Genomic DNA, 19,107 nt, shown 5'->3' with positions numbered 1-19,107 from the left:
TTTGGGGTGAAATGGAGTTCAGCGGATCGGGACCTGGCCCATCACTTCGCAAAATAAACTCCGGGAAATCGCAAAAGCGATGGCGCAAAGCCCCGGAATTAAGGTGTGGCCCGATGCATGAGCACCGGGCCTCCATTGTATCACTTAGTTGACGGCCTTGGCGTCGACCACGTCGGTCTCAATCGCCTTTTGGCTGGCAATCTGGATCTGGCGTGGTTTCAGCGCTTCGGGCACTTCCTTGACCAGATCGATATGGAGCATTCCGTCCACATGGGACGCACCCGTCACGACCACATGGTCGGCCAGATCAAACCGGCGCTCGAAGGCGCGGGTGGCGATGCCGCGATGCAGGTAGGTTTTCTTCTCGCCGTCCGCCTTTTTCGCCGAAACCACCAGTTTCTTTTCTTTCACCTCAACATGCAGGTCCGCGTCCGAGAATCCGGCGACAGCGATCGAAATGCGATATGCATCATCGTCGGTCTTTTCGATGTTGTAGGGGGGGTAGGTGTTGGCGTTGCTATCAGACGCCAGAGCGCGGTCCATCAGGTCAGCGATTTGGTCAAAACCAACGGTGGCGCGGTAAAGCGGTGCAAAGTCATATGTACGCATTGTAATCCTCACTTGAGCGATGACAGGCGAGCCTTCCGATCCGGACAGACCCGCAGGGTTGCTATGGTCGGACCCCGAATGGGCATCCGATGACATTTATGTGGTGAGGATTTTTGGCCGTTCAAGACCCTTACGGTCGGACAAACTTGGCGCCCGTGTTGTTGCGCGCGCCACCACCAACGGTGATCCGGCGCGCTTTCGCCGTGGGCGGGGCCACTTGCATGCGCAACTGCCCTTTCAGCTCATTGACCCGCTCGGGCAAGACCATGCCAACTGACCTCTTTTGCCCGTCGATCTCCATCATGCCGGAGATGACGGCCATGATCCGGCCCCGCCCGTTCAAATGTGAAAACACAGGCGAACCTGACGATCCATAGGTTACGTCACAGTCAAACACCATGGCGTCCCCCAATTGGCTCAACATCTGGCACTGTTTTTGCTGCGACTGTGCATTGGCCCTGTCACGCCCATAAGAAACGACGCTAACCGGGCCCGGCGCGATGCGATCATTGTGAATGTAAAAAGGGGGTACGTCGAAGGTCGAGATGGGTTCATCCAGTCGGATCAGAGCCACATCATGGGCCACGTTTTGGGCTGTCAGTGGGCCAATTGGGTCGAACTTTTCATGTGCCGCCGCACCCCTTGCGGCACGTGTCGCAACTGCGTCGCCATCGCGTAGGCCTGCGTGAAAGCGGATCGAGTCGGTGGGCCACAACCGGTTTGAACCGGGGCGGTAGAGGCAGTGCGCTGCTGTCAGAACAAGGTCAGGAGCGATCAGCGTGCCAGAGCAAAAGGCGCGGCGTCCAAAATCAATGCGCCCCATAGCTTTCCAGCTGGCGGCCGAATAATCCGTGTCGAGCGTGCGCAAAGACGTGGTTTGCGCACTCGCTACACTGCCCATCGCGAGGCAAATCAGGGTTGCCAGCCACTTCATGGTTTCAGAAACTTTGCGCCAGTGTCATTGCGCATCCCGGGTTGAAGCCTACGGGTGATCCCGTCCTGCTGGGCCACCATTTCGGCCTGCAATTGAGCCAGTGGCGCGCCCAGTGATGTGCCAAGAGATACCGCTTGTCCCTCGACCTCGGCCTTGGCGGAGACGATCGACACGATCTGCACTTCGCCGTCCTTCACCATGAATATTGGCGCTCCTGAGCTGCCTGAATCCACTGTGCAGGAGGTCACGAGCATTCCTTGTTGCAGGGCCAGCACGCTACACAATTCCTGCAATGAAGGCGCTTCGGATCGCCCGGCACCATAGCTGACGACAGCCACTTTGGCCCCGCGTTCGGGTTTGGCCTCGGTCGAGAATGGTCGGATTTTGCCGTTGCGGATCGGGTGGTCCAGTTGCAGTAACGCCAGATCATTGCTTACGCCTTCGGAACTGATACCGCCGGTATATTCATAGTCGGGATGCACGACGGCTTGCGTCACCGACCGGTAAGCCGACGCACGTCCATTGCGCCATCCGGCAAGAAATTCGACTTGTGAATGATCGATCCGGGAGCCAGTGTCTTTGTCAAAGAGACAATGTGCTGCCGTCAGCACCATGTTCGTGGCGATCAATGCGCCCGTACAAAAGCCTGTGCCGCCGATATTCAGGCGTCCAACTGCTTCCCATGCCTTAGCTTCATCCCCGTTGGACAGTCTGCGCAAATGCGAATCCTGAGCCAACGCCGTGGTCGTCACAACCAACGTCATGATCGAAAGGGCCATCCAACGGCGCATAAACTACCTTACTTCGTACCTAATTAAACGCCCCCTGTTTAGGAGAACATAGGGGCAGAATTAGGGCAAAAATCGCATTTAGCGTAAAATTGGCACATCACTGTTAGCGCGATCAAGTGCTGGAGGGCGCGGTCCGCCGCTGGCCCAATCCAAGAGTTCCACCGTATGGACCACAGGAACCCCGGCCGCAGACCCGATTTGCATCATGCAGCCGATGTTTCCGGCAGCGATGATGTCGGGGTTTTTGGCCATCAACGTGTCGACCTTGCGGTCTTTGAGCTGCTTTGAAATCTCGGGCTGCATCAGGTTGTAGGTGCCCGCAGAACCACAGCATAAATGGCTGTCGCGCGGCTCCACAACTTTGAATCCGGCCTTTTTCAGCAGGTCCTTGGGATAAGTCTTAATCTGTTGGCCATGCTGCAGCGAACAGGCGGCATGGTAGGCGATGGTCATGTTCTGAGGGGCGCCCCTAGGCAAGTCCAGTTTCATCAACACTTCGCTGACGTCCATGGCTATTGCCGACACGCGGGCTGCGTCTTCGGCCAACGGCTCGTTGCGGAACATGTGTCCGTAGTCTTTGACTGTGGTGCCGCATCCAGACGTGTTGATCACGATGGCGTCGAGGCCCTCGCCGTCCATCTCTCGGGTCCACGCTTCGATATTTTTGGTTGCCGTGCCGTGGCTTTCGCTGGTCTTGCCCATGTGGTGGGTCAGCGCGCCACAGCACCCTGCCCCTTCGGCCACCACAACCTCGCACCCCAGCCGGGTCAGCAGGCGTATGGTGGCATCATTGATGTCGGTGTTCAGCGCCTTTTGCGCACAGCCCGTCATCAGGGCCACACGCATTTTCTTCGCTGTTTCGGGGGCGAAGCTTTGTGGATCGTCATTGCGGCTGACAGGCGGGATGTGTTTGGGCGCCATTTCCAGCATCGCCCGCAGGCGCGCATCAGGCATGGCCCAGGCAAAGGGGCGGCCAATCTTGGCGCCCAGCAAGGCCACACGAAAACGCATGGGGTAGGGCAGAATCTGCGCTAGCACCCAGCGCAGCACGCGGTCGGTCAGAGGACGCTTGTAATTGTCTTCGATGTATTCGCGCGCATGGTCCACCAGATGCATGTAGTGCACACCTGACGGGCAGGTCGTCATGCAGGCGAGGCAAGACAGGCAGCGGTCGATATGTTTGACGACCTTCTCATCCGGTTTGCGTTCGTTTTCCAGCATGTCCTTGATCAGGTAGATGCGTCCGCGCGGAGAATCGAGTTCATCGCCCAACACCTGATAGGTGGGGCAGGTGGCCGTACAGAACCCGCAATGCACGCAATTGCGCAGGATGTCGTTAGAACGCTGAATGGCTGGTTTGGTCAGCTGCTCGGAGGTAAAACTGGTTTGCATAACTTACATCATTCTTAGGGGTCTGCGCGGTCGACTGAAAAGGTGGGCACTACGCCGCCATCAGCCCCGGGTTGAGGATGCCGCGCGGATCGAACCGCGCGCGTAAAGCGGCGCTGAGGGAGGCAACGCCTGCGGACTCGGGTTGGAACACCGGTACACTTGCGCGCAACGCCTTGGGCGCCTTGATCAGCGTGGAATGGCCGCCAAGATTTGCCACGGTTGACTGGATCTGAGCGTGCAGTGCTGCATCCGCTGCATCACGCCCGGCCCAGATCAAGCCACCGCCCCAATCCATGATGCTGTGCGACCCGTCTGGCAAAGCGGCGATAACCGCAGGTCCGTCGCTCGGTTTGACCGAGATGCGCCACACATGGCCGCAGCCATGCAGGGGGACTGCGTCACGCACCCGCGTCCAGTCACAACTGTCGCTGCGCGCAATCTCACCGTGCGGGGCCAGAAGGGTGCTCAGCGCGTTGGCGCGGTAGTCGACTGAACTGGCAAAACCTTCAAGGCGCAGCCAGACTGCTCCGTCGATCCATGCTGCACCTGACACTTCGTAAGGCGAGCCGAGCGCTGCACTCATCGCAGCGACCGCCTGGGCAGGGGGGACGTCAGCAATAACAAGAGTTGTGGAGGCTTCGACCGCCGGTAGAACCTTGAGGCTGACTTCGGTCAGAACGCCAAGTGTGCCCCAGGACCCGGACATCAGTTTGACCAGATCATAGCCGGTGACGTTTTTCATGACGCGGCCACCATTCTTGACCATGTTGCCAGCCCCGTCCACGAAGCGGACACCAAGGGCAAAATCGCGCGCTGCACCGGCCTGCACGCGGCGTGGACCACTGGCATTCGTGGCGATGATGCCGCCGATGGTCGTGGCGCCGGACGTGCCCAAAAGTCCCGTCAGATCATAGGGTTCAAAGGCCAGGCGCTGGTTTTCTTCCGCCAGTTTTGCCTCAATTTCAGTCACTGGCGTGCCCGCTTTGGCGACAAGAGTGAGCGCGCCGGGTTCATAGAGCGTCACGCCTGATAGTCCGGATACATCCAGCAGATCGCCCTTTGCGGGTCGCCCGACAGAACGCGTTCCACCACCCTTGATGATCAATGGCCCCTTGGCTGCTTTGACGGCCTCGGCCACATCGCTTTCGGTATTCATCAGTTTCTCTTTTCTGATTTTGGTCCTTGAGGGGCTTATTCGGCTGCAATTGCTGTGTTGCGTCGTGCTTCGGACACGGAGAGCGGAAATACCTTGGCCGGATTGAGCAACCATTTGGCATCAAACACATCCTTGATCGCCATCTGCGCTTCCAGATCGCTGGGTGCGTATTGATGGGTCATCAAATCCCGTTTCTCGATTCCAACGCCGTGTTCCCCGGTCAGGCAACCGCCCACCTCGACACACAGTTTAAGCACCTCGGCACCGAACTCCTCGCAAATTTCCAGATCGCCGGGTTTGTTGGCGTCATAACAAATCAGCGGGTGCATATTGCCGTCGCCGGCGTGAAACACATTTCCAACCGGCAGGCCGTATTCCTTGGACATCTCGCCAATGCGCCGCAGGACATAGGGCAATTCGCTGACGGGGATTGTACCATCAAGACACATGTAATCACTCACGCGTCCAATGGCGGAGAATGCCGCCTTGCGACCCGCCCAAATCCGTTGGGATTCCTCAGCACTGGCGCTTTCACGCAGAGCGACCGGGTTTTGGCGTTTGGCAATCTCGGTGATCAGAGCCAACTGGTCGTTGATTTCCGCCTCTGATCCTTCGACCTCCACGATCAACAGTGCTTCGCACATCGGATAGTCCGCCTTGGCGAAGTCTTCGCAGACCTCGATCAGCATCTTGTCCATAAACTCAATGGCCACGGGCAGAACGCCTGCCCTGATAATGTCTGCAACACAGGCACCGGCGATCTCTGCGCTGTCAAAACCCATCAAAACAGGCCGTGCACCTTCGGGCTTGTGCAGGATGCGTAAGGTGGCCTCGGTCACAACGCCCAACTGTCCTTCGGAGCCGCAGATGACCCCAAGCAGATCCAGACCACCGGAATCGAGATGCGCCCCACCGATTTCGACCACAGTGCCGTCCATCTGCACCAAAGTGACGCCCATCAGGTTGTTGGTGGTCACACCGTATTTCAGGCAATGCGCCCCGCCCGAGTTCATCGCGATATTGCCCGCGATGGCACAAGCAAGCTGACTAGAAGGGTCGGGGGCATAGAAGAACCCGTCCGATTCGACGGCGCCAGTGACGCTCAGATTTGTGCGGCCAGTCTGCACACGGACAAATCGGTTGTCATAATCAGTCTCTAACACGTCATTCATGCGCGCCACGCCCAGGATCACGCAGTCAGCGGTGGGCAGCGCGCCACCGGCCAGTGACGTGCCAGAGCCACGGGGTACGACCGGCACACCTGCGGCATGACAAATAGCCAAGACCTCAGACACTTCTGCCGTGGTCGACGGCAGAACAGCCACCATTGGCGGGCAGCGGTAAGCGGTCAGAGCGTCACACTCATAGGCGCGGGTTTCCGCCGGGTCGTCGATGACCGCGTCTGCTGGCAACACTTCGCGCAACCGGGACACAACGCGGGCCTTGCGGGCAAGGACATCAGGATCTGGGATTGGCATTTCCATTGGGCGCTTCCTCTCGAATTGGTAAAATAATATGACCAATTTTGACTAGATGCAATCTCTATCGTTGCGGTGTAAGAGCGCAGGCATGACTTGGATCGATCGCATTGCTCTTTTTTCCACGCTTGATGGCGCAGCATTGGCTTTGCTTGTGATCGTCTGGCTTGGGATTGGTTGGCGGATCGAGCTTTCAACTGCCAATCACCTTTCCACATCGCAGATCATGGCAGGGTATCGGCGCGAATGGATGCGCCAGATGATCACGCGCCAGCCACGCATTTTCGACGCGCAGGTTGTGGCCAGTCTGCGGCAGGGCACCGCATTCTTTGCCTCCACGTCGGTGATTGCGATTGGTGGCACGCTCGCGGTGATCGGAAACGCCGACCGGGTGACGGCCGTCGCCAATGACCTGACACTAATGGATACGCCTGCCTTTGTGTGGGAGATCAAACTTGTCGTTTTGGTGCTGTTCCTCACCAACGCTTTCCTAAAGTTTGTATGGGCGAACCGGTTATTTGGGTATGCGGCTGTGGTGATGGCCGCTGTCCCCAATGACGTCAGCGACAGCTTGTGTGAACCTCGTGCAATGCAAGCAGCAGAGGTAAATGTCGCCGCTGCTCGCTCGTTCAACCGGGGTCTGCGCTCGGTCTATTTCGGTCTCACTTGTGCAGCGTGGCTGGCTGGACCGGTGCCATTGGTAATCGCGACTCTGTTCACGCTTGGGGTCATCTGGCGGCGAGAATTTGCATCCAAGTCGCGCGACATTCTGCTGGGCACGCAGACGTGACAAGACAAAGCGGGATCTGCCGTTTTAAAGTCACGGTATGAAACGCTTAGTCTTTATCCTCTCCTTGCTGGCCAGTCCGACATTCGCCGAAGAACCGGTGATCGAAAATGTGACCGTCACGCGTACTGCGCCGGAAACCTATCGCTTTGACGTCACGATCCGACACCCGGACACCGGCTGGGATCACTATGCCGACGGATGGCGTGTGTTGGATTTGGACGGAAATGAGCTGGGCATGCGCGTGCTGTACCACCCTCATGTCAATGAACAGCCTTTCACCCGCAGCCTAGATGGCGTGAAAATCCCTAACGGCACCATTCAAGTCCAGGTTCAGGCGCGAGATCTGCCTGAAGGCTGGAACGACGGCACGACAATCGTCGATCTACAATAGTGTGAAACTGCACATGGCGTCGCCGCAAGGCGGTCGTCATATCAAGTCCGGTGGTAAGGCGACCCGGCGAGGATCGAGGCGGCGCGGTAGAGTTGCTCGGACAGCATCACGCGCACTAGCATATGCGGCCAGACCATCGCTCCGAAGGACAGAAGGTGATTTGCCTCTGCCCGTAGGCTCGGGTCTATCCCGTCAGCACCACCAATGACGAAGGCGACGTCGCTGCGTCCTGCATCCCTCCATCCGCCAAGGCGTTTGGCAAAACCGGGTGAGGCTTCAACCCGACCCCTTTCATCGAGACAGCAGATCAAGGCCCCTTTGGGTAGCGCGCGGCGGAGCAGATCAGCCTCGGCCGCCATACCGCCGCCTTTGCGGTCTTCGACCTCGACGACAGACAGCGGACCGAGGCCCAGGGCCCGGCCCGTTCTGTCAAATCGGGTGGTATAATCAGAGATCAGATCGGCCTCGGGCCCGCCGCGCAGGCGGCCCACAGCACAGATATGTACGCGCATCAGGGCGGCGTCAGTTGGTCGTGGTCGGCTGCCACATCTTCTCGAGCTGATAGAACTCGCGCACTTCGGGGCGGAAGATGTGGACGATCACGTCGCCCGTATCGATAAGCACCCAATCGCCAGTGCCCTTGCCTTCGGTTCGGGCAACGACTCCGAATTCGCCCTTCAGGCGCTCGACCAGCTTTTCGGACATCGCCGCAACCTGACGTGACGAACGGCCAGAGCAGATGATCATGTAATCACCAATCTCGGTCTTGCCGCGCAGATCGATCTGCACCACGTCTTCGGCTTTGTCATCAGAGAGAGAGGAAAGGACAGCCGCAAGGAGTGTCTCGCTTGTGGCTTGCGTTTTGGCTGTGGCGATCATGCCAGCAGCCCCATCAGCGGCGCGTACCGCTTCGGCAGAAATTGACAGGACATTGTCCTCCTTTTCATCGCGCCGCCCAAATCCCCGGCGCTGGGACACCCCTATGCTAACAACGCTAACGTGACATTTCAATGAATGCCGCATCTGACGGCAATGTGACGCGCCGTCTGCTTAATCGGGTGGCAACCAGTCGAACGCAGCGCTTGCTTGATTGGTTGGGGGAATCCCGCTAACAGCATCTGCATGAACCGCCTCTTTGACATGGATGACCGCGCGCGCTTGCGTGAACGCTTTTTCGGGGCGACGCACACGGTGCTTGCGCACCTATAAGGCCGCGCGCCCGTTATCCATTCAAACACCGCACATCAAAGGGAGAGGACCATGTCCCCCAAAACGCTCTACGACAAAATCTGGGATGCCCACGTCGCCCACGAGGCCGAAGACGGCACCTGCCTGCTCTATATCGACCGGCATCTGGTGCACGAGGTTACAAGCCCGCAAGCCTTTGAAGGGCTGCGCATGGCGAACCGCCCTGTTCACGCACCGGACAAGACCATCGCTGTGCCGGATCACAACGTGCCAACGACGCCAGGCCGCGACGATCCGAAAAACATGACCGAAGACAGCGCCATTCAGGTCGCTGCCCTCGACAAAAATGCCAAAGACTTCGGGATCCACTACTATCCTGTGTCTGACGTCCGTCAGGGTATTGTGCACATTGTCGGCCCCGAACAGGGCTGGACCCTGCCCGGCATGACCGTGGTGTGCGGCGACAGCCACACGGCCACACATGGCGCGTTTGGCGCACTGGCTCATGGTATCGGTACGTCCGAGGTTGAACATGTGCTGGCAACGCAGACGCTGATCCAGAAAAAATCCAAGAACATGAAGGTCGAGATCACTGGCAAACTGGCCCCCGGTGTCACAGCCAAGGACATCACTTTGTCCGTCATCGGCAAGACTGGGACAGCTGGTGGCACCGGCTATGTCATCGAATATTGCGGTGAGGCGATCCGCGATCTCTCCATGGAAGGGCGTATGACCGTCTGCAACATGGCGATTGAAGGTGGCGCACGCGCCGGCCTGATCGCACCGGATGAGAAGACGTTCGCCTACTGCAAAGGCCGCCCACACGCCCCGAAAGGCGCGCAATGGGAAGCGGCAGAAGCTTGGTGGAAGACGCTCTATTCAGATGACGACGCCCATTGGGACGAAGTCGTCACGATCAAGGGCGAAGACATCGCACCTGTCGTCACATGGGGCACCTCGCCAGAAGACGTGCTGCCGATCACGGCCACTGTGCCGTCCGCTGATGACTTCGAAGGTGGCAAAGTCGGCGCAGCGCAACGTTCGCTCGACTATATGGGCCTCACACCGGGCACACCGCTGACGGATATTGAGATCGACACTGTGTTTATCGGGTCCTGCACCAACGGGCGGATCGAAGATCTGCGCGCCGCTGCCGAGATACTCAAGGGCAAGAAGGTCGCGGTCAAACGGGCCATGATTGTGCCCGGTTCGGGCCTCGTGCGTGCGCAAGCCGAAGAAGAAGGGCTGGCGGACATCTTTAAAGAGGCTGGCTTTGAATGGCGTCTTGCTGGGTGCTCCATGTGCCTTGCAATGAACCCTGATCAGCTGAGCGAGGGGGAACGCTGTGTGTCTACCTCCAACCGCAACTTTGAAGGGCGACAGGGATACAAAGGTCGTACGCATCTGGTGTCGCCCGGCATGGCTGCAGCAGCGGCAATCACAGGACGGCTGACGGATGTCCGTGAATTGATGTAGACTCAGGTGACGTTACTACACCTAAACTAATCCAAGAATTGGAGCACTAAGATGAAACTCTGGGTAAAATGGCTGGTACTGGGCGTTCTTTCGATCGTATTCGGTATCTTTGTTCTGGCAAACCCGATTGCCGCTGGCGCCACATTGACGATGATCATTGGCTTTATGTTTATCCTCATGGGAGCGGCGCAAATCTATGCCGGCTGGCAAGCCGACGATAGGTCGTCTCGATTTATGGGCCTCGGCCTCGGCATACTCATGGTGTTTCTGGGTGTTTCGTTTGCGTTCAAACCTTTGGAAGGCTTGATCTCATTGTCGATCGTCGTAACAATCCTGATCGGGTTGAACGGCGTGACGCGGATCATGACCGGCTATCAGATGAAAGACACGCCAATGTTCTGGCCGATGCTGCTTTCTGGCGCGGTGTCGATCCTGCTCGCGGGATACATCATCGCGAATTTCGCTGACGCCGGACCACAGTTGCCGGGCATCCTGTTGGGTATTGAGTTGCTTTTCAATGGTGCCGGGCTGATTGCGCTGGCGGTCTTCCTGCGCACCGCCAAGGGCGCTCTCAAAGCAGAGCTCGAAGGCCGGTTTGAAAAGTAAATCGACGAGGTCGACGCGAATGTACACATATCGTGATCGATCAATTCGGCCCCGAATTCGGGCTTCTGCTTATTGAAGAGCAGAAAGGCGTCGACGTGTTTGAACATTGTTGTGGCGGTCCGACGGGCCGCCGCAACAACCAAAGAGCGGATGCGCTGACATAAAAAATTGCTAACGCAGTGGTGGGTTTGCCAGTGTTGTTTGCCCATCAATGACTATTATCGCGCCCAAAAGCATGAACGTTTTTGAGCCATCAGTGCTGGTAAGACCGGCACTGATGGGTTGACGCAAATAGTTTTTGTGACAACTGCCGGGAACATTGCGAATCGAACATCGGGCAAGGTGTCTGAAATGGCCGTATCCGCCTTTGGGAAGCGACGCGCAGGACATTTCTATCCGGGGTAGCAAGCTGGAGGCATTTTCTGACCTTTTTGGGGCAACTCCGCCATAAAAACGTCGCAATGACTTAACGGTGAGCCCCCTTTAGTATATTCTCATAACCGTGACGGTGCGTGTTTTGCGATGCCGACAATATTATATTGTGTTCGTTTTTTGGCGAACTTGGTTAGACGCAAGATTGATTATGAAGTATTTTGCAATAGCTGCCGCGTTCGCTTTGACACTGCCGTCACTGGCAGGCGCCGCTACGATGGATACGGTCTTTGGAAAAGCTTTGGTTGGCAACGATGCGAACTCGCAAGTTAATACAAGCGATATGCCAACGCCGGGGACATCCGATAGCGCTGGCATTAATGCGATCAAAACGGCTTCTAACGGCGGCGATGCCAACGTTATTGGTTACTATATCCCACTGCTAGGCAGTTGCGATTTTGGGGTTGGAAACTGCGGTTTTACCGCAGATCGTGGGCTCGGTGGGTCTTTGACGATGTGGTTGCTTTTTGAAGACGTGAAAGCAGGAGATGCCACAGCCAATTTCTTCTTCGAAGATCTGGACTTGATAGGCGCGAATGACCCTGTCGGTTTTACTGAAAGCGTAACGCTTTTTGACACAAAAGGGGGGTCGGTGGCTGTCACTAATGCTGACCCCGTTGCGTCAACTGTAGGGAGTGGTCCTTCTGTAACTGTGAGCGGCGACGCAAGTACTCAATTGGCGTTGTCCATGGACCTCGGACGGCTGGAAGCAGGTGATCATTTGCTGAAACTTGACTTTACATCCTTGGTGGAGGAAGAGTTTTTTACCCCGGCTAGAGGCCGGACCTCGCTCGAACGGTACAACAAGTGCAAAGATAAATTGGCATTGGGTTATTTGACAACTAACTACTGCCCCAGAAATACGCCGGAATTCTTTATCGCGTCGATCCACACAACTCCTGTGCCGCTCCCGGCTGCGGGTTGGATGCTGCTAGCTGGTGTGGGTGGGCTTGCAGCGATGCGCCGCCGGAAAAAAGCGGCCTAGTAGCCTCTCCCCAAGTCTGACAGTTCTAAGGGCGGCGCACATGCGCCGCCTATTTCTTTTGACAGGTTCCGATTTGTTGGCGCCATTGAGCGGCTGCAGACTGATGCTTTTCAACCGTTATATGTATGGTAAATTTCCAATACGTCTTTTAGTAAGACACGCGCGTTTGGGACGGTGCCTTCACCGTTTCCTTTTAGCTTTTGGGACAAGGATGGGCCGATGGACAAATTCGACACACTCACCGGGATCGCGGCACCGATGCCGCTGGTCAATATCGACACCGATATGATCATTCCCAAACAGTTCCTCAAAACGATCAAACGGTCCGGCCTTGGTGTGAACCTGTTTGACGAAATGCGCTTTGATCGGCAGGGCAACGAAAACCCTGACTTTGTTCTGAACCAGGACGCCTATCGCAAGGCAGAGATCTTGGTCGCAGGCGACAACTTTGGTTGCGGGTCATCGCGTGAACACGCGCCATGGGCGATCAAGGATTTTGGTATCCGCTGCGTGATCTCCACCAGCTTTGCAGACATCTTCTATAACAACTGCTTTAAGAACGGCATTCTGCCCATCGCTTTGCCTGCCGAAGCTGTCGATGTGCTGATGAAGGACGCCGAAAAGGGTGCCAACGCTCGCATGACCGTCGACCTTGACGCACAGACTGTGACGATATCGGACGGCGAGGTGTTCAGCTTTGAAGTCGACAGCTTCAAAAAGCACTGCCTGCTCGAAGGGCTGGATGACATTGGCCTCACCATGGCCAAAGCCGATAGCATCAAGAGTTTTGAGGCTGAAGCGGCACAGGCGCGTCCTTGGGTTTGAGTATCGTCTAGCCACCTATGGTAGAAATTGGACGCTGCTATGCGTCTCACAAGGCCCAAGCACAATATCTTGGGTCTTGCCTAAAACCCGCCTTACAAATGATGCACAAAGGCACCACCCCCTCCCTCAAATTGCCCCAGCTATTACGTTTCACTAACCACAAGACTTGAGCGACCGGGTCAATCAAGGCACAAATGGGGCAACAATGAGGCACCCACCTGACCCGGTGGGATCAAGTTGGGACAAGTTCGCGGCAATGTATCGCGGCTGGCCAGTTTGAAGGGAACGAGACGTGATAGCACGACTATACGGTGCCGCGATACGCGGTCTACTCATGGCATTGATGATTGCCGTGCCTGCGCTGATTGTGCCGGGCATGTCAGCGGACGCGACACAAGCTACTGTTCTAATTGCGCTTTTGGCATCTTTCCTGACATTCGTTGAGTATAACTCCAGCAGTCCCAGCATTGTGGAATTTCGTGATGCCGCGCCGTTCAACCGGCTGCGCTTTGCTGCTTTGTTTGCCACGGTGTTCATGCTCAGCATGATTTGTAAGGGCCAGATTGACCCAACATTGACCACAAAAGCGCTGACATCCGTCGGCACAATTGTGGGCAACAGCATCGATTTCCCGTACTCGCCGGTCCGGATGGTTGTTCTGACCCTGCCTGCGGGTACTGACTATGAAGTGGTCGAAATCGTACGCACTGCGGCTGGTCTTGCGTATCTCGCTTCGCTCAGCGTGATGGGGGCATTCCTTGTGCTGGTGCGTATTCTCGGTTGGCCTTCCCGCAAAGGCGCATTCAACGTATGGGTGAACCTGCCTATGTTCGATCCGACCACTGGTGGAGACGTGTTGAACCGTCTGAGCCGTGATGCGCGTATTAACATCGCCTTTGGCTTCCTGCTGCCTTTCGCCATTCCGGCGGTGGTCAAACCGGCCGCTGATCTGATAAACCCGATCTCGCTTGAGAACCCTCAAACCCTGATCTGGACAATGAGTGCATGGGCCTTCCTTCCCGCCAGCATGATCATGCGCGGCATCGCCTTGCAGCGGATTGCCGAGATGATCCGCGACCAGCGCAAGCGGGCCTACGCAACCGCAGAGAACGAGCTTCAGGTCGCCTGATTGCGTGGCTGCTGTGCCTGACCGTGGGCACAGCCGCGACCGCAGACACTCTGCGCATCGCCACCTACAACACTGAATTGCAACGCGACGGTCCCGGCCTATTCCTGCGTGATCTGGCGCGCGGTGAGGACGAGCAGATCGATGCTGTCCTTGCCGTCATTGCAACAGCAAATGCCGATGTGCTGGCGCTTCAAGGAATTGATTACGACCTGACAAGCGAGGCGCTTAGCCGCTTTGCAAAGGCTGCCGGGTATCCTCACCACTTTGCGCTGCGCCCCAATACGGGCATGCCAACCGGGCTTGATATGGATGGCGACGGTCGCCTTGGCGGTCCGCGAGATGCCCAAGGCTATGGACGGTTTTCAGGGCAGGGTGGGATGGCCATCCTCTCTCGCTTGCCTATCGATGAAGGCAACGTGCAGGATCTGTCTGGTCTCTTGTGGCGCGATGTGCCGGGAGCCTTGCTGCCGAACGTGGATGGCGCACCGTTCCCGAGTGAAGAGGCGCAGGCGATCCAACGCTTGTCGACCACAGGCCACTGGGTTGTTCCGATCATCGGCCTCAATGGCCCCTTCGATCTGCTGACCTTTCATGCCAGCCCGCCGGTCTTTGACGGTCCTGAGGACCGCAATGGCAAGCGCAACCATGATGAGATCATGCTGTGGCTCCAACTGCTGGCTGGGACAGTGGGCACCGCCCCCGCCGGCCCCTTTGTGATTGCGGGCGATGCCAATCTGGACCCGGTGGGCGGCTCTGGGATCAAGGCGGCGATCGAGGCTCTGCTCGGCGCGCCGGACGTTCAGGATGTTGGCCCAATCGGGCACTTTGGGACCGATACGGTTGACTGGGACGACCCGGTGCCGGGCGATTTGCGGGTGGACTATGTCCTGCCCTCAACCCATTGGCGGGTGACAGACAGCGGTGTGCTTTGGCCCGCCCCCGATGACCCCTTCGCAGAAACGGTTGCCAGTGCCAGCCGACACCGCCTTGTCTGGGTTGATCTGGCTTATTGAAGCCCACCTTATTGACGCCGCATCCTCACGGGCGTAGTCGAACCTCAAACCAAGATCTGAGGAGTTCCGCATATGTCTAATCCATCCCTTTTGATCCTTCCCGGTGACGGCATCGGCCCCGAAGTGATGGATCAGGTTGTCCGCGTGATTGACTGGTTCGGTGCCAAGCGGGACCTGCCCTTTGACGTCTCAACCGATTTGGTAGGCGGCGCGGCGTATGACGCGCATGGCACGCCTCTGCATGACGACACGATGGCAAAAGCGCTTGAAGTGGACGCGGTGTTGCTTGGCGCTGTAGGCGGACCTGCCTACGACGATCTGGATTTTTCGGTGAAGCCTGAGCGCGGCCTGTTGCGCCTGCGCAAAGAGATGGACCTTTTCTCCAACTTGCGTCCGGCCCAATGCTTTGACGCGCTGGCAGATTTCTCGTCCCTCAAGAAAGACATCGTCGCTGGCCTCGACATAATGATCGTGCGCGAACTGACCTCGGGCGTCTATTTCGGAGAGCCGCGCGGCATCTTTGAAGAAGGCAACGAACGCGTTGGTATCAATACTCAACGTTACACCGAAGGCGAGATCGAACGCGCGGCCCGCTCAGCTTTTGAACTGGCCATGAAGCGCAACAAAAAGCTCTGCAGCATGGAAAAGGCCAACGTGATGGAAAGCGGCATCCTGTGGCGCGAAGTTGTCACCAAAGTGGGCGAAGAGTATCCCGAGGTCGAACTGTCCCACATGTATGCGGACAACGGCGCCATGCAGCTAGTGCGTGCACCCAAGCAGTTCGACGTTATCGTGACTGACAACCTGTTCGGCGACATCCTGTCTGACTGCGCAGCGATGCTGACCGGTTCGCTCGGAATGCTTCCCTCGGCCAGCCTTGGCGCGCCGATGGAAAACGGGCGCACGCGTGCAATGTACGAACCCGTGCATGGCTCCGCCCCTGACATCACCGGGCAAGGCAAGGCCAATCCAATCGCCTGTATGCTCAGCTTTGCCATGGCTCTGCGCTACTCCTTTGATCAAGGCGACGAGGCGGCGCGGCTTGAAAGCGCCATCGAAAAGGTTCTGGCAGATGGTGCCCGCACCGCTGATCTGATGGGCCCTGAGGGCGGCACGCCGCTGTCTACAACTGAAATGGGTGACGTGATCCTCGAAGCGCTGGACGCCAGCCTCTAGCCAACCCGCGAAAGGGTCCACAGTAATGTCCCCGAATGCCAAAGGTGCCATTCTGTCCCTGATCGCATTCGGCGTCTACGCGACCCATGACGTGTTTATCAAAACGCTGGGGGCCACATATTCGCCGATCCAGCTGGTGTTTTTCAGCGTTTTGCTCAGCTTTCCGCTGGCGACGATCAATCTGATGAGCGAGCGTGCGCCCGGCACGCTGATGCCCGTGCATCCGTGGTGGATTGCGCTCCGTACAATCGCGGCCGTGATCACCGGCTTTTCAGCATTTTACGCCTTTGCCAATCTGCCTCTGACGCAGACCTATGCGATCCTGTTTGCCACGCCGCTGATCATTACGGTCCTGTCCATTCCGATCCTTGGCGAACAGGTGCGTCTGCCGCGCTGGCTGGCTGTGCTGGTCGGTCTGATCGGAGTCCTTGTGGTGTTGCGCCCCGGTGCGGGAACCGAACTGGGCCTTGGGCATGCAGCGGCCCTACTCGCAGCGTTTACCGGGGCGTTTGCGTCCATCGTGTTGCGCAAGATTGGTGCGGACGAACGCCCGGTGGTGGTGATGTTGTACCCGATGGTGGCCAACTTCCTCGTCATGGGGGCAATGTTGCCTTTCGTCTACCTGCCCATGCCCCTGATGGATCTTGCCTTTCTGGCGGTCATCTCTGTCCTCGCCTGGACCGGTGGCAGGGTAATCATTACTGCCTATCAGACAGGCGAAGCAGCCATCGTGGCCCCAATGCAGTATTCCCAAATCCTCTGGGCCACCGTCTATGGGTTCATCTTCTTTAACGAAGCACTGGATCTTTACACAGGTGTGGGCGCGGCCATCATCATCGCCTCAGGCCTGTTCATTGTGTTCCGAGAAAGCCGCGGCGGCAATTCGACCAATACACCGGTTCTGCGCACGCGCACCCGAATTGGAACGCCGGCGGCCTTCCGCGTCAGCGACCTGATGAAAAGTGGCCGACACCGGGACAAAGAATCAAAGCCAGAAAAGCTGCCGGAATAACCCCTGTCCGGCTTCGTCTGAGGACGAAGTTTTAAGTAGTCTGAACGTCCAGTTTCATAAATGCGAAATGGGTTGCGATTGAGGCTCATGCGCTTGCGTCGCTGCTTTGTGACAGCATACCTTTGCACATTCTTCGCAGTCTCTGCCCAAGGCTGGTTCAGACGATCGCGTACCCGACATTAGACCATCACCCGCTCAAGGCCAGGACCCTCAAAACATGACACGCGAATACCTGAAAAAAGCGACCCTGACCGCAAAGTCCGACGCATCCGAAGTTCATGAGACAGTAAAGACTATTCTCGCCGACATCGAAGCAGGTGGGGATGCCAAAGCGATTGAATATGCGGCCCGTTTTGACGGCTATGAGGGCAACATCCTCATGACCGAGGCCGATATCGAGGCCGCATGCGCGCTTGTGCCCGAAAAGCTGAAGGCTGACATTCGTTTTGCTCATGACAACGTGCGCCGTTTTGCTGAGCTGCAAAAAGGCACGACGACGGATGTAGAGATGGAGATCAGCCCCGGTTTTGTCGCCGGGCAGAAGGTGATCCCGGTTGATGCGGCGGGCTGCTATGTGCCCGGCGGGCGTTATAGCCATATCGCCAGCGCGATTATGACGGTCACCACTGCCAGCGTCGCAGGGTGCCGCAGCATTACCGCCTGTTCACCGCCCCGTCCGGGTGTTGGCGTTGCGCCGGCCATTGTCTATGCGGCTCATATTTGTGGGGCGCACAACATTCTGGCCATGGGCGGCGTGCAAGGTGTCGCGTCGATGACCTATGGTCTCTTCGGCCTGCCGAAGGCCAACATTCTTGTCGGGCCGGGCAACCAGTTCGTCGCAGAAGCCAAGCGCATTCTGTTTGGCCGCGTTGGCATCGACATGATTGCTGGTCCAACGGACAGTCTGATCCTTGCTGACACGGACGCAGACGCACATATCGTCGCCACTGACTTGGTCAGTCAGGCTGAACATGGCTACAACTCGCCAGTCTGGTTGGTCACGGACAGTCGCGACCTCGCCGTTAAAGTGATGGATCTGGTCCCTGATCTCATCGACGATCTGCCAGAGTTGAACCGCGAAAACGCCTTCGCAGCATGGTGCGATTATGCTGAGGTGATCGTGTGTGAAAGTCGCGAGGATATGGCTGCCTGTTCCGATGAATATGCACCCGAACACCTGACCGTTCAGGCCGATGATCTGGATTGGTGGCTGGACCGGTTGACTTGCTATGGCTCTTTGTTCCTTGGCGAAGAGACAACAGTTTCGTATGGCGACAAAGCCACGGGCACGAACCACGTTTTGCCGACCTCGGGCGCTGCGTCCTATACGGGTGGCCTCAGTGTCCACAAATACATGAAGATCGTCACATGGCAGCGCGCCACCCGCGAGGGCTCGCGCCCGGTCGCTGAAGCGACGGCGCGGATTTCCCGGCTGGAGGGGATGGAGGGGCATGCGCGCGCCGCTGATGTCCGTCTGGCCAAATACTTCCCGGGCGAGAATTTTGATCTGTCGGCGGATGGGTGACGCGCTGACGGCGTTTCGATCTTAATTACACAGGGCCTCGAGCGGCCCCTATCTCTCTGAAAGGCCTCCTCTGCTATGAACATAGACAAAAAGATCACGGATGATCTTGTCGCCAACGGTATCTCCTTTGTCACCACGGTGCCGTGCAAACAGCTGGCCGGTGTGATTGACGAGATCGACGCGCGGGACGAGATTTTCC

Annotated in this window: 19 protein-coding genes and 1 pseudogene; 12 read left to right on the top strand and 8 right to left on the bottom strand. The window is 57.4% G+C overall.

From position 1 onward, the window contains the following. Positions 1–144: 144 nt before the first annotated feature. The 6 genes from ABJD00_RS11335 to ABJD00_RS11310 all read right to left on the bottom strand — a co-directional run bounded on the left by ABJD00_RS11335 (position 145) and on the right by ABJD00_RS11310 (position 6,366). Positions 145–609 (bottom strand): Hsp20 family protein, encoded by a 465-nt coding sequence (locus ABJD00_RS11335; protein ID WP_413834015.1) that lies wholly within the window; start codon positions 607–609, stop codon positions 145–147. A 130-nt stretch (positions 610–739) separates the two neighbouring features. Continuing rightward, positions 740–1,543: a trypsin-like serine peptidase gene (locus ABJD00_RS11330; protein ID WP_413834012.1), complete on the bottom strand. Its 804-nt coding sequence runs from the start codon at positions 1,541–1,543 to the stop codon at positions 740–742. Beyond that, a complete protein-coding gene (locus ABJD00_RS11325; protein ID WP_413834009.1) occupies positions 1,540–2,334 on the bottom strand; it encodes a trypsin-like serine peptidase in 795 nt (264 codons plus the stop codon). The genes ABJD00_RS11330 and ABJD00_RS11325 overlap by 4 nt, the downstream gene beginning before the upstream one ends. A 78-nt stretch (positions 2,335–2,412) precedes the next feature. Continuing rightward, positions 2,413–3,726, bottom strand: a complete 1,314-nt coding sequence (gene glcF / locus ABJD00_RS11320) for a glycolate oxidase subunit GlcF (protein ID WP_413834006.1) — start codon at positions 3,724–3,726, stop codon at positions 2,413–2,415. A 49-nt stretch (positions 3,727–3,775) separates the two neighbouring features. Then, complete coding sequence (gene glcE / locus ABJD00_RS11315) at positions 3,776–4,882, bottom strand: glycolate oxidase subunit GlcE (protein ID WP_413834003.1); 1,107 nt, start codon at positions 4,880–4,882, stop codon at positions 3,776–3,778. A gap of 35 nt (positions 4,883–4,917) precedes the next feature. Next, positions 4,918–6,366 (bottom strand): FAD-linked oxidase C-terminal domain-containing protein, encoded by a 1,449-nt coding sequence (locus ABJD00_RS11310; protein WP_413834000.1) that lies wholly within the window; start codon positions 6,364–6,366, stop codon positions 4,918–4,920. 85 nt (positions 6,367–6,451) lie between these two features. Here ABJD00_RS11310 and ABJD00_RS11305 point away from each other — a divergent pair, with 85 nt between their 5' ends. Further along, complete coding sequence (locus ABJD00_RS11305) at positions 6,452–7,150, top strand: DUF599 domain-containing protein (protein WP_413833997.1); 699 nt, start codon at positions 6,452–6,454, stop codon at positions 7,148–7,150. Positions 7,151–7,187: 37 nt separating this feature from the next. Continuing rightward, positions 7,188–7,541 carry a hypothetical protein gene (locus tag ABJD00_RS11300; protein ID WP_413833994.1) on the top strand — a complete coding sequence of 118 codons (354 nt, stop codon included), beginning with the start codon at positions 7,188–7,190 and terminating at the stop codon, positions 7,539–7,541. Between the two features lie 41 nt (positions 7,542–7,582). On the opposite strand, the gene rlmH is transcribed toward ABJD00_RS11300, so the two are convergent. After that, the gene (gene rlmH / locus ABJD00_RS11295) at positions 7,583–8,053 is read right to left on the bottom strand and encodes a 23S rRNA (pseudouridine(1915)-N(3))-methyltransferase RlmH (protein ID WP_413833991.1); all 471 of its coding nucleotides are present in this window, start codon (positions 8,051–8,053) and stop codon (positions 7,583–7,585) included. Between the two features lie 10 nt (positions 8,054–8,063). Continuing rightward, on the bottom strand, positions 8,064–8,519 hold the full coding sequence (gene rsfS, locus ABJD00_RS11290) for a ribosome silencing factor (RefSeq protein WP_413833988.1): 456 nt from the start codon (positions 8,517–8,519) through the stop codon (positions 8,064–8,066). Positions 8,520–8,801: 282 nt separating this feature from the next. On the opposite strand from rsfS, the gene leuC reads away from it, so the two are divergent. The 10 genes and pseudogenes from leuC to ABJD00_RS11240 all read left to right on the top strand — a co-directional run. Continuing rightward, positions 8,802–10,205, top strand: coding sequence for a 3-isopropylmalate dehydratase large subunit (gene leuC, locus ABJD00_RS11285; RefSeq protein WP_413833985.1), 1,404 nt, complete (start codon positions 8,802–8,804; stop codon positions 10,203–10,205). Between the two features lie 51 nt (positions 10,206–10,256). Further along, positions 10,257–10,811, top strand: coding sequence for an HdeD family acid-resistance protein (locus ABJD00_RS11280; RefSeq protein WP_413833982.1), 555 nt, complete (start codon positions 10,257–10,259; stop codon positions 10,809–10,811). A 583-nt stretch (positions 10,812–11,394) separates the two neighbouring features. Further along, entirely contained in the window at positions 11,395–12,228 is an 834-nt protein-coding gene (locus ABJD00_RS11275; RefSeq protein ID WP_413833979.1) for a VPLPA-CTERM sorting domain-containing protein, read from the top strand. Between the two features lie 219 nt (positions 12,229–12,447). After that, complete coding sequence (gene leuD / locus ABJD00_RS11270; protein ID WP_413833977.1) at positions 12,448–13,053, top strand: 3-isopropylmalate dehydratase small subunit; 606 nt, start codon at positions 12,448–12,450, stop codon at positions 13,051–13,053. A gap of 292 nt (positions 13,054–13,345) precedes the next feature. Next, positions 13,346–14,182, top strand: coding sequence for a hypothetical protein (locus ABJD00_RS11265; RefSeq protein ID WP_413849890.1), 837 nt, complete (start codon positions 13,346–13,348; stop codon positions 14,180–14,182). Positions 14,183–14,205: 23 nt separating this feature from the next. Further along, a complete protein-coding gene (locus ABJD00_RS11260) occupies positions 14,206–15,195 on the top strand; it encodes an endonuclease/exonuclease/phosphatase family protein (protein WP_413833971.1) in 990 nt (329 codons plus the stop codon). Between the two features lie 72 nt (positions 15,196–15,267). Beyond that, positions 15,268–16,371: a 3-isopropylmalate dehydrogenase gene (leuB, locus tag ABJD00_RS11255; protein ID WP_413833968.1), complete on the top strand. Its 1,104-nt coding sequence runs from the start codon at positions 15,268–15,270 to the stop codon at positions 16,369–16,371. Positions 16,372–16,396: 25 nt separating this feature from the next. Further along, positions 16,397–17,383 (top strand): DMT family transporter, encoded by a 987-nt coding sequence (locus ABJD00_RS11250; RefSeq protein ID WP_413833966.1) that lies wholly within the window; start codon positions 16,397–16,399, stop codon positions 17,381–17,383. Positions 17,384–17,600: 217 nt separating this feature from the next. Further along, positions 17,601–18,908 (top strand): histidinol dehydrogenase, encoded by a 1,308-nt coding sequence (hisD, locus tag ABJD00_RS11245; protein WP_413833964.1) that lies wholly within the window; start codon positions 17,601–17,603, stop codon positions 18,906–18,908. Positions 18,909–18,983: 75 nt separating this feature from the next. Then, positions 18,984–19,107: pseudogene (locus ABJD00_RS11240) on the top strand (sulfopyruvate decarboxylase subunit alpha); the annotation flags it as partial.

This window comes from Tateyamaria sp., assembly GCF_039945315.1.
Lineage (GTDB): Bacteria > Pseudomonadota > Alphaproteobacteria > Rhodobacterales > Rhodobacteraceae > Tateyamaria.
Note: the sequence above shows the minus strand (reverse complement) of the source record. Positions and strands in the feature narration are given on the sequence as shown.

What these genes read in the sequence shown, in the direction of transcription:
- ABJD00_RS11335 (WP_413834015.1), bottom strand. Translation starts at nt 609, where the DNA reads ATGCGTACATATGACTTTGCACCGCTTTACCGCGCCACCGTTGGTTTT.
- ABJD00_RS11330 (WP_413834012.1), bottom strand. Translation starts at nt 1,543, where the DNA reads ATGAAGTGGCTGGCAACCCTGATTTGCCTCGCGATGGGCAGTGTAGCG.
- ABJD00_RS11325 (WP_413834009.1), bottom strand. Translation starts at nt 2,334, where the DNA reads ATGCGCCGTTGGATGGCCCTTTCGATCATGACGTTGGTTGTGACGACC.
- glcF (WP_413834006.1), bottom strand. Translation starts at nt 3,726, where the DNA reads ATGCAAACCAGTTTTACCTCCGAGCAGCTGACCAAACCAGCCATTCAG.
- glcE (WP_413834003.1), bottom strand. Translation starts at nt 4,882, where the DNA reads ATGAATACCGAAAGCGATGTGGCCGAGGCCGTCAAAGCAGCCAAGGGG.
- ABJD00_RS11310 (WP_413834000.1), bottom strand. Translation starts at nt 6,366, where the DNA reads ATGGAAATGCCAATCCCAGATCCTGATGTCCTTGCCCGCAAGGCCCGC.
- ABJD00_RS11305 (WP_413833997.1), top strand. Translation starts at nt 6,452, where the DNA reads ATGACTTGGATCGATCGCATTGCTCTTTTTTCCACGCTTGATGGCGCA.
- ABJD00_RS11300 (WP_413833994.1), top strand. Translation starts at nt 7,188, where the DNA reads ATGAAACGCTTAGTCTTTATCCTCTCCTTGCTGGCCAGTCCGACATTC.
- rlmH (WP_413833991.1), bottom strand. Translation starts at nt 8,053, where the DNA reads ATGCGCGTACATATCTGTGCTGTGGGCCGCCTGCGCGGCGGGCCCGAG.
- leuC (WP_413833985.1), top strand. Translation starts at nt 8,802, where the DNA reads ATGTCCCCCAAAACGCTCTACGACAAAATCTGGGATGCCCACGTCGCC.
- ABJD00_RS11280 (WP_413833982.1), top strand. Translation starts at nt 10,257, where the DNA reads ATGAAACTCTGGGTAAAATGGCTGGTACTGGGCGTTCTTTCGATCGTA.
- ABJD00_RS11275 (WP_413833979.1), top strand. Translation starts at nt 11,395, where the DNA reads ATGAAGTATTTTGCAATAGCTGCCGCGTTCGCTTTGACACTGCCGTCA.
- leuD (WP_413833977.1), top strand. Translation starts at nt 12,448, where the DNA reads ATGGACAAATTCGACACACTCACCGGGATCGCGGCACCGATGCCGCTG.
- leuB (WP_413833968.1), top strand. Translation starts at nt 15,268, where the DNA reads ATGTCTAATCCATCCCTTTTGATCCTTCCCGGTGACGGCATCGGCCCC.
- ABJD00_RS11250 (WP_413833966.1), top strand. Translation starts at nt 16,397, where the DNA reads ATGTCCCCGAATGCCAAAGGTGCCATTCTGTCCCTGATCGCATTCGGC.
- hisD (WP_413833964.1), top strand. Translation starts at nt 17,601, where the DNA reads ATGACACGCGAATACCTGAAAAAAGCGACCCTGACCGCAAAGTCCGAC.